Source organism: Frisingicoccus sp. (assembly GCF_048388605.1).
Lineage (GTDB): Bacteria > Bacillota > Clostridia > Lachnospirales > Lachnospiraceae > Frisingicoccus.
In genome coordinates this window covers 132901-139468 of sequence record NZ_DBGCTU010000022.1, presented here as the reverse complement: position 1 = coordinate 139468, position 6568 = coordinate 132901, and the positions used below count along the sequence as shown (strand labels likewise).

At 45.9% G+C, this 6568-nt stretch carries 8 protein-coding genes and 1 riboswitch; of the genes, 7 read left to right on the top strand and 1 reads right to left on the bottom strand.

Annotated features, from left to right (window positions below):
* Positions 1-140: 140 nt before the first annotated feature.
* Entirely contained in the window at positions 141-830 is a 690-nt protein-coding gene (locus tag ACMN7X_RS04875) for a DUF554 domain-containing protein (RefSeq protein ID WP_418746374.1), read from the bottom strand.
* Positions 831-925: 95 nt separating this feature from the next.
* On the opposite strand from ACMN7X_RS04875, the gene moaC reads away from it, so the two are divergent.
* The 7 genes from moaC (at position 926) to ACMN7X_RS04840 (ending at position 6484) form a co-directional block, all read left to right on the top strand.
* Positions 926-1396, top strand: coding sequence for a cyclic pyranopterin monophosphate synthase MoaC (moaC, locus tag ACMN7X_RS04870; RefSeq protein WP_418746373.1), 471 nt, complete (start codon positions 926-928; stop codon positions 1394-1396).
* A gap of 16 nt (positions 1397-1412) precedes the next feature.
* On the top strand, positions 1413-2384 hold the full coding sequence (locus tag ACMN7X_RS04865) for a glycosyltransferase family 2 protein (RefSeq protein WP_418746372.1): 972 nt from the start codon (positions 1413-1415) through the stop codon (positions 2382-2384).
* 15 nt (positions 2385-2399) lie between these two features.
* Positions 2400-2497: riboswitch (TPP riboswitch) on the top strand.
* A gap of 143 nt (positions 2498-2640) precedes the next feature.
* Positions 2641-3303: a thiaminase II gene (gene tenA / locus ACMN7X_RS04860; protein WP_418746371.1), complete on the top strand. Its 663-nt coding sequence runs from the start codon at positions 2641-2643 to the stop codon at positions 3301-3303.
* A gap of 3 nt (positions 3304-3306) precedes the next feature.
* Positions 3307-4056, top strand: a complete 750-nt coding sequence (locus tag ACMN7X_RS04855) for an ABC transporter ATP-binding protein (protein WP_418746370.1) — start codon at positions 3307-3309, stop codon at positions 4054-4056.
* Position 4057: 1 nt separating this feature from the next.
* A complete protein-coding gene (locus tag ACMN7X_RS04850) occupies positions 4058-4801 on the top strand; it encodes an ABC transporter permease (RefSeq protein ID WP_418746369.1) in 744 nt (247 codons plus the stop codon).
* The gene (locus ACMN7X_RS04845) at positions 4798-5853 is read left to right on the top strand and encodes an ABC transporter substrate-binding protein (protein WP_418746368.1); all 1056 of its coding nucleotides are present in this window, start codon (positions 4798-4800) and stop codon (positions 5851-5853) included. The genes ACMN7X_RS04850 and ACMN7X_RS04845 overlap by 4 nt, the downstream gene beginning before the upstream one ends.
* A gap of 58 nt (positions 5854-5911) precedes the next feature.
* Entirely contained in the window at positions 5912-6484 is a 573-nt protein-coding gene (locus ACMN7X_RS04840; protein WP_418746367.1) for a hypothetical protein, read from the top strand.
* Positions 6485-6568 lie beyond the last annotated feature (84 nt).

Here is a 6568-nt window from a genome sequence, read left to right as displayed (position 1 = left end):
GATGGTTGTCGTTAGCCATCTTTTTCTCTTTTTATAGAAAAATTTCAGGGAGGTATGTGACTCGGACGAGGCACATACCTCCCTGTTTAGAACTGTCTATTAACCGACAGCCCCTTTTTCACGATAAAGAATATGTAGAATTATAAAAACATACAAAATAAAATAGGAAGAAAAATTCCCGGAACCGTATTCATAATGCGTATATTTGTGACTTTTAAGAGATTCAATCCCACGCCGACAATGATGATCGAACCGGCGCAGGTGATTTCGTTAATGACGATTTCGGTCAGCAGCGGAGCTATGAATTGGGCCATAAGAGCCATAAGTCCTTCATAGAGCATAACCAAAACGCCGGAAAGGGCAACGCCGATGCCCATCGTTGAAGCCATAATAAAGGCGGCTACCGTATCGATAAAAGATTTGGCTAACAGGGTGCTGTGGGTGCCGGTCAAACCACTTTCCATGGCGCCGACAATAGCCATAGCGCCGACGCAGATGAGAAGACTGCAATTGACGAAGCCTTCGGCAATGGATACGTTGGAATCTTCCGGTTGGAAACGCCGCTGCAGCCAGTCTCCGAGCTGATTGATGCGTTTTTCTAAATCCAAAAGTTCTCCGATAACCGTGCCCAGGGCCAGAGAGGCCAGGGTGATCATGATGTGCTCGCCCTTTAATGCACCGGAAAAACCTATATATACAGTAGCAAGTCCCATCACTTTAAGAAGCGTTTCTCCCATGCGTTCAGGAATTAATTTTTTTGCTGTGCTTCCAAGGATACCTGCTGCAATGACGCCGATACCGTTTACGGCCGGGCCAAAAAATAAACTCATATAAAAAACTCCTTTTACATCTACTGCTTAATAGATTATAATAGATTTTGCAGGAATTGCAATACTTTCATAAAAGATGATTTGGAGAGCAGATAATGAAATTGACACATATAAATTCGCAGGGACGGGCCAGGATGGTCGACGTTTCTGAAAAAAAGAATACCGATAGAATTGCGGTTGCATTTGGAAGAATATGCATGAAAAAAGAAACACTGGAAAAGATTCAAAATCAGGAAATAAAAAAAGGAGATGTCCTGGGCGTGGCCCAGGTGGCGGCGATCATGGCGGCTAAAAGGACATTTGAGACGATACCTATGTGCCATCCCATTCCTTTGACCGGGGCAGACGTGGATTTTCAGCCGGTCACAGAGGGTATTGAAATTCGGATGACAGTCCGCACGACAGGCAAAACCGGGGTGGAAATGGAAGCCCTGAACGGTGTCAGCGCTGCAGCATTGACAATTTATGACATGTGTAAAAGCATTGACCGGGCAATGCGGATTGAAAATATATGTTTGCTGGAAAAAGACGGCGGCCGTTCCGGCCATTTTGTACGGGAAATTTAAGAAAGAAGGGATAGACATGGCGTTATTGTCCATAGTTTTACCGGCATACAATGAGGAAATGATGGTGGAACGGGCCGGAGAACGGCTGGAAGAACTGTTAAAAAGAGAGAAAATAGATTTTGAACTTATTTTTGTGGATGATGGCTCCATGGACGCCACCTGGTTTAAAATTCAGGAGATGGCCCAAAGACATCCTTTTATCCGGGGTGTACATTTTTCCAGAAATTTCGGAAAAGAGGCAGCGATTTTTGCAGGCCTGGCGGAAGCTGTCGGTGATTGCTGCGTTGTTATGGATTGCGATTTGCAGCATCCGCCGAAAACGGTTATTGAGATGTATCGCCGATGGGAAGAAGGGTATGAAGTTGTTGAGGGTGTGAAGCATTCCAGGGGAAAAGAGAGCTTAGGACATAAGGCGAGTGCCGGACTTTTTTATAAAATTATGACAAAAGCTACAGGAATTGATATGTCCAGAGCATCGGATTTTAAACTTCTGGACCGGCGGGCGATGGAAGCTTTGCTGGATATGCCGGAGCGGAACGCATTTTTCAGGGCGCTGTCCTCCTGGGTTGGTTTTCGGACAACGGCAGTGACCTTTGATGTTCAGCCGCGGGAAGCTGGTGAATCTAAATGGTCGACATGGTCTCTAATAAAATATGCGGTGACAAATATTGCGGCTTTTTCTTCGGCACCGCTTCAGATGGTTACGGTGGCCGGAGGCCTTATGTTTCTGTTTGCAATCATTATGGCGGTGGAGTCATTAATGAGATATTTTGGAGGACATGCACTGGAGGGATTTACAACGGTCATTCTTTTGCTTCTCATTATCGGGAGTTTAGTGATGATGAGTCTCGGAATCATCGGTTATTATATATCAAAAATTTATGAAGAAGTAAAAGGCCGGCCGAGATATATTATTTCGAGAACAGTGGGAACAGAAAATAGAGCTTTACAAGTGACAGATTCGTGCTATAATGAAAAAAGAAATTGAATAGAAATTCGGATAGAATCATGCTAGGGGAGCGAAAGCTGAGAAAGTCGAGGACTTGACCCTTTGAACTTGATGCGGGTAATACCGCCGTAGGGAAGCAGAAAAATAGAATTATAAAGAGCTTGCCTGTCGGCAGGCTCTTATTTTTCGCGCAAGGCACGAGCCAAGGCAGCGAAAAATAATAAAAAAGCGCAAGGCACGAGCCAAGTGGAAATGCTTCTGTTGGCATGAGGCAGAATGAACGGAGGAGAAAAAGATGACGTTAACAGATGAGTTATATGAGAGTGTAAAAGACATTTGGAGCGAGTACTATAAACATCCTTTTGTGGAGGGGATCGGCGACGGCAGTTTGCCGATTGAGAAGTTTCGATTTTACATGCTTCAGGATTATCTGTACTTGTATGATTATGCGAAGGTGTTTGCCCTTGGAGTAGTGAAGTCAAAGGAGCCTTCTATGATTCGGCGTTTTTCTTATTTTGTAGAGGATACTCTGGGCGGTGAGATGGATATTCATTCCGGCTATATGGAACGTCTGGGGATTACGGAGGAAGAGGTGGCGAGGGTGTCCAAAAGTCTTTCGAATGCATCTTATACAAGTTATATGCTGGAAGTTGGGTTCCGGGGAGACGCACTGGATATTCTGGTGGCGATTTTGTCCTGCGCATGGAGTTATGCGGAGATAGGGCGGAAACTGGTGGAAAAATATCCGGACGCGGTGAATCATCCGTTTTACGGGGAGTGGGTGAAAGGCTATACCTCTAAAGAATATAACGATATGAATGATGAGATACTTTATCTTGTGAATACGCTGGGCGACGGTATCGGCCGCCGGCGTGTGGAAGAGTTGAAGGAAGTATTTGTCAATTGCAGTCGATATGAGAAAATGTTTTGGGATATGGCGTGGAATATGGAGATGTAAAAAATGTTGACATTTAATAATGTAACGTTCCGTTACCCGGAAGATAAAGAAGCGATGATGACCGATTTGTCCTTTCATGTGGCTGAGGGGGACTTTGTTTCGCTGATCGGGGCCAGCGGCTGCGGCAAAAGTACGATCTTTCGTCTGATCAACCGTCTGTTGGAACCGGACAGCGGCGAAATTTTAGTTAAAGGAAAAGAGATTCATGGGATTCGGAGTTACGCCGGATACATGCCTCAGAAGGATTTACTGTTCCCGTGGCGTACCATTGAAAAGAATCTGTGTCTCCCGATGGAAATCCGGAAAATCGGAAAAGAAGAGCAAAAGAGGCGGGTCGGCGATGTCTTGAGAGAAGTCGGACTGGAGGATTACCGGGAAAAATATCCCAAGGATCTGTCCGGAGGTATGCGGCAGCGGATATCTTTTGCGCGAACATTGCTGACGGATGCGGATCTGATGCTGCTGGATGAGCCTTTCAGCGCGCTGGATGCTTTGACCCGAATGGATATGCAGGAATGGCTTTTGAGCCAGTGGCAGCATTTCCATAAAACAATTTTATTTATTACCCATGATGTTGAAGAAGCTATTTTCCTGTCGAAAAAGATTTATATGATCACGGAGACACCGATAACCCATCTGGAGATCGAGGAGGTGCCGGAAGGCTATCCGAGAAACCGGGACTTTCTGCGGCGGCCGGAGATGGAGGCCTTAAAGGCCAGGCTGACAATGCAGCTTCGAAAGCAGGTGATGTGAAATGAAACGGTATTTACCTTCGGCAATTTTTCTGGCGGTGGTGCTCTTGCTGTGGCAGATGGGGGCCGGACATATGGATGCGGCCTATATTTTGCCGACACCGGCAGGAATTGTGAGAAAACTGTGGGAACTCAGGGAACCGCTTTTTATGATACATCTGCCGGCAACGATGAAGGTCACGGCCATCGGACTTGCGATTTCGATTGTCCTCGGACTGGGACTGGCTGTTTTGATGGATGCCAGCCCGGTGGTGGAGCGGGCTTTATATCCGATCGTTATCGCTTCCCAGACAATTCCGACAACAGCCATCGCGCCTTTGTTTGTTGTATGGTTTGGCTATGGAATATGGAGCAAGATCGTGGTTACGATTCTTATGACATTTTTTCCGATTACGATCACGGTGTTTGACGGCTTTAAGTCCGTTAAAAGGGAAATGGAAGAACTGCTGATCAGTTATGGTGCGAACCGGAAAGATATTTTTATAAAGTTGAAATTGCCTTCGGCACTGCCTTATTTCTTTTCTGCGATAAAAATGGCGATTCCTCTGAGTGTGATCGGCGCGGCCATCGGCGAGTGGCTGGGCGCCCAGAGCGGTCTCGGCTATTTTAGCCGCAGAATGATGACTCAGCTGGATGGAGCCGGCGTATTTGCGCCAATCATCCTGTTATCCGCGGCGGCTATGATTTTTGTGGGCATTATCAGCCTGGTTGAAAATATATTTATTAAATGGAGGAAAGAATTATGAAAAAAATACTTGCGGCAGCTTTGTGCGCAGCCATGATTTTCAGCGTGACGGCCTGTGGGCAGAGTGAGAAAAAAGAAACAGAAACTGTCGGAACCGAAAGCCTTCCGAATGAAGGAGAAACAACTGCCTCTGAGGAAGGCGATTTAAAAGAGGTAAATATTGTTCTTGACTGGTATCCGAATGCTGTTCACGCGTTTATATATGATGCGATCGAAAAGGGTTATTACGCGGAAGAGGGGATTAAGGTGAATGTCCAGTTTCCGTCCAATACGAACGATGCCATGTCCCTGACGGCGGCAGGAAAGGCGGAAGTCGGGATTTATTATCTGCCGGATGTCGTTATGGCCCGTGCGAATCAGAATGTCCCGATCCGCTGTATCGGCGCTCTGGCCCAGTCCGATCTGAATATTATTTTATCTTTAAAGGAAAAAAATATTAATGGGCCTGAAGATCTGGCGGGCAAGACGATCGGCTATTCGGGAACAGAACTGAGTGAAGCAATGATTCGGACAATGATGGAAACGGCGGGAGTTGATGCGGATTCGGTATCTCTGGTTGACGTAGGGTTTGATTTAATGTCTTCTATGACTACCGGACAGGTTGATGCCACCATTGGCTGCATGGTGAATCATGAAGTGCCGCAGATGGAAAAAGAGGGGTTTGAGGTAAATTATTTTTATCCGCATGAATACGGCGTTCCTGCAAGCTATGAGTTGATTTTTATTACAAGTGATGATATGATTAACAACGATGCGGATACTTTGGCCGCCTTTATGAGGGCTTCGGCCAAAGGCTTTGAGGATATGAAAGCGGACCCGGAAGCGGTTCTGGATATTTTGCTTGCGAATCAGAATGCAGAGAACTTCCCGTTGGATAAAGATGTGGAAATGCGGAGCATGGAAGTGCTTTTGCCGGTATTGGCCTCCTCGGATGGAGAATTCGGCGCTCAGGAGGCTTCTGTATGGCAGGCGAATATTGATTGGCTGAAAGAAGAGGGGCTGCTTAAAAATGACATCACGCCGGAAGAACTTATGGCGGATGTGATGAATTAAAGTTTCAGCCGGAGGACCATATTCCGGCCTGAAATTAGAAAACAAAGGAGGACGGGATATGGAAATTATGAATCAGATGATTGTTGTCGCCCAATCGGTGGCCATTCCTCTGTTGGCGGTAATTATGGCGATCATTGTATTTAACATGATGAAAAAACCGGGGAAAACGACGGCGGTAAAAGAAGATTCTTTTAAGGTAACGGAAAGCAGTTTTTGGCTGGTCATCGCACTTTTTGGCGTGGCGTCCGGGGCTATTTTCCTGTGGCTGGCGTCAACCAATGTAACGGAAGGGCGGGTAGTAACGGCGATCGTGCTGGCCGGCGTTTGTTTTGCGGCATCAATTATCGCGTGTTATGTCTATTTCAAACGAAGCCTGACTGTGGAAGGCGATATGCTGACCTATCAGCCGCTGAAAGGCAAAGCGGAATCCTGGCCGGCGAAGAGTGTGGGGCGAATTGATATTGTGGAATCTCCCAGATGTGAGGAAATGCGGTTTTATAATCGTTCCGGCAAGAAACTGTTTGAGATTCAGGGGTATATGGTCAATTCTCAGATTCTTCGCAAATATATGCGCAGATATCCGGTAAAAATTTCAAAAGTGGATTATGATAAAAATAATGCAAAAAGATAAGAAAAAAGCTGAGGAAGAGGGCAGTGGCTGTCTTCCTCTTTTTTTTGTCAAAAAATAGACTTTTCAGGCTTTGTTAAGATAATG

Bases quoted from the DNA above. Each gene is read 5' to 3' on its own strand.
- ACMN7X_RS04875 (WP_418746374.1), bottom strand. From the start codon at position 830: ATGAGTTTATTTTTTGGCCCGGCCGTAAACGGTATCGGCGTCATTGCA.
- moaC (WP_418746373.1), top strand. From the start codon at position 926: ATGAAATTGACACATATAAATTCGCAGGGACGGGCCAGGATGGTCGAC.
- ACMN7X_RS04865 (WP_418746372.1), top strand. From the start codon at position 1,413: ATGGCGTTATTGTCCATAGTTTTACCGGCATACAATGAGGAAATGATG.
- tenA (WP_418746371.1), top strand. From the start codon at position 2,641: ATGACGTTAACAGATGAGTTATATGAGAGTGTAAAAGACATTTGGAGC.
- ACMN7X_RS04855 (WP_418746370.1), top strand. From the start codon at position 3,307: ATGTTGACATTTAATAATGTAACGTTCCGTTACCCGGAAGATAAAGAA.
- ACMN7X_RS04850 (WP_418746369.1), top strand. From the start codon at position 4,058: ATGAAACGGTATTTACCTTCGGCAATTTTTCTGGCGGTGGTGCTCTTG.
- ACMN7X_RS04845 (WP_418746368.1), top strand. From the start codon at position 4,798: ATGAAAAAAATACTTGCGGCAGCTTTGTGCGCAGCCATGATTTTCAGC.
- ACMN7X_RS04840 (WP_418746367.1), top strand. From the start codon at position 5,912: ATGGAAATTATGAATCAGATGATTGTTGTCGCCCAATCGGTGGCCATT.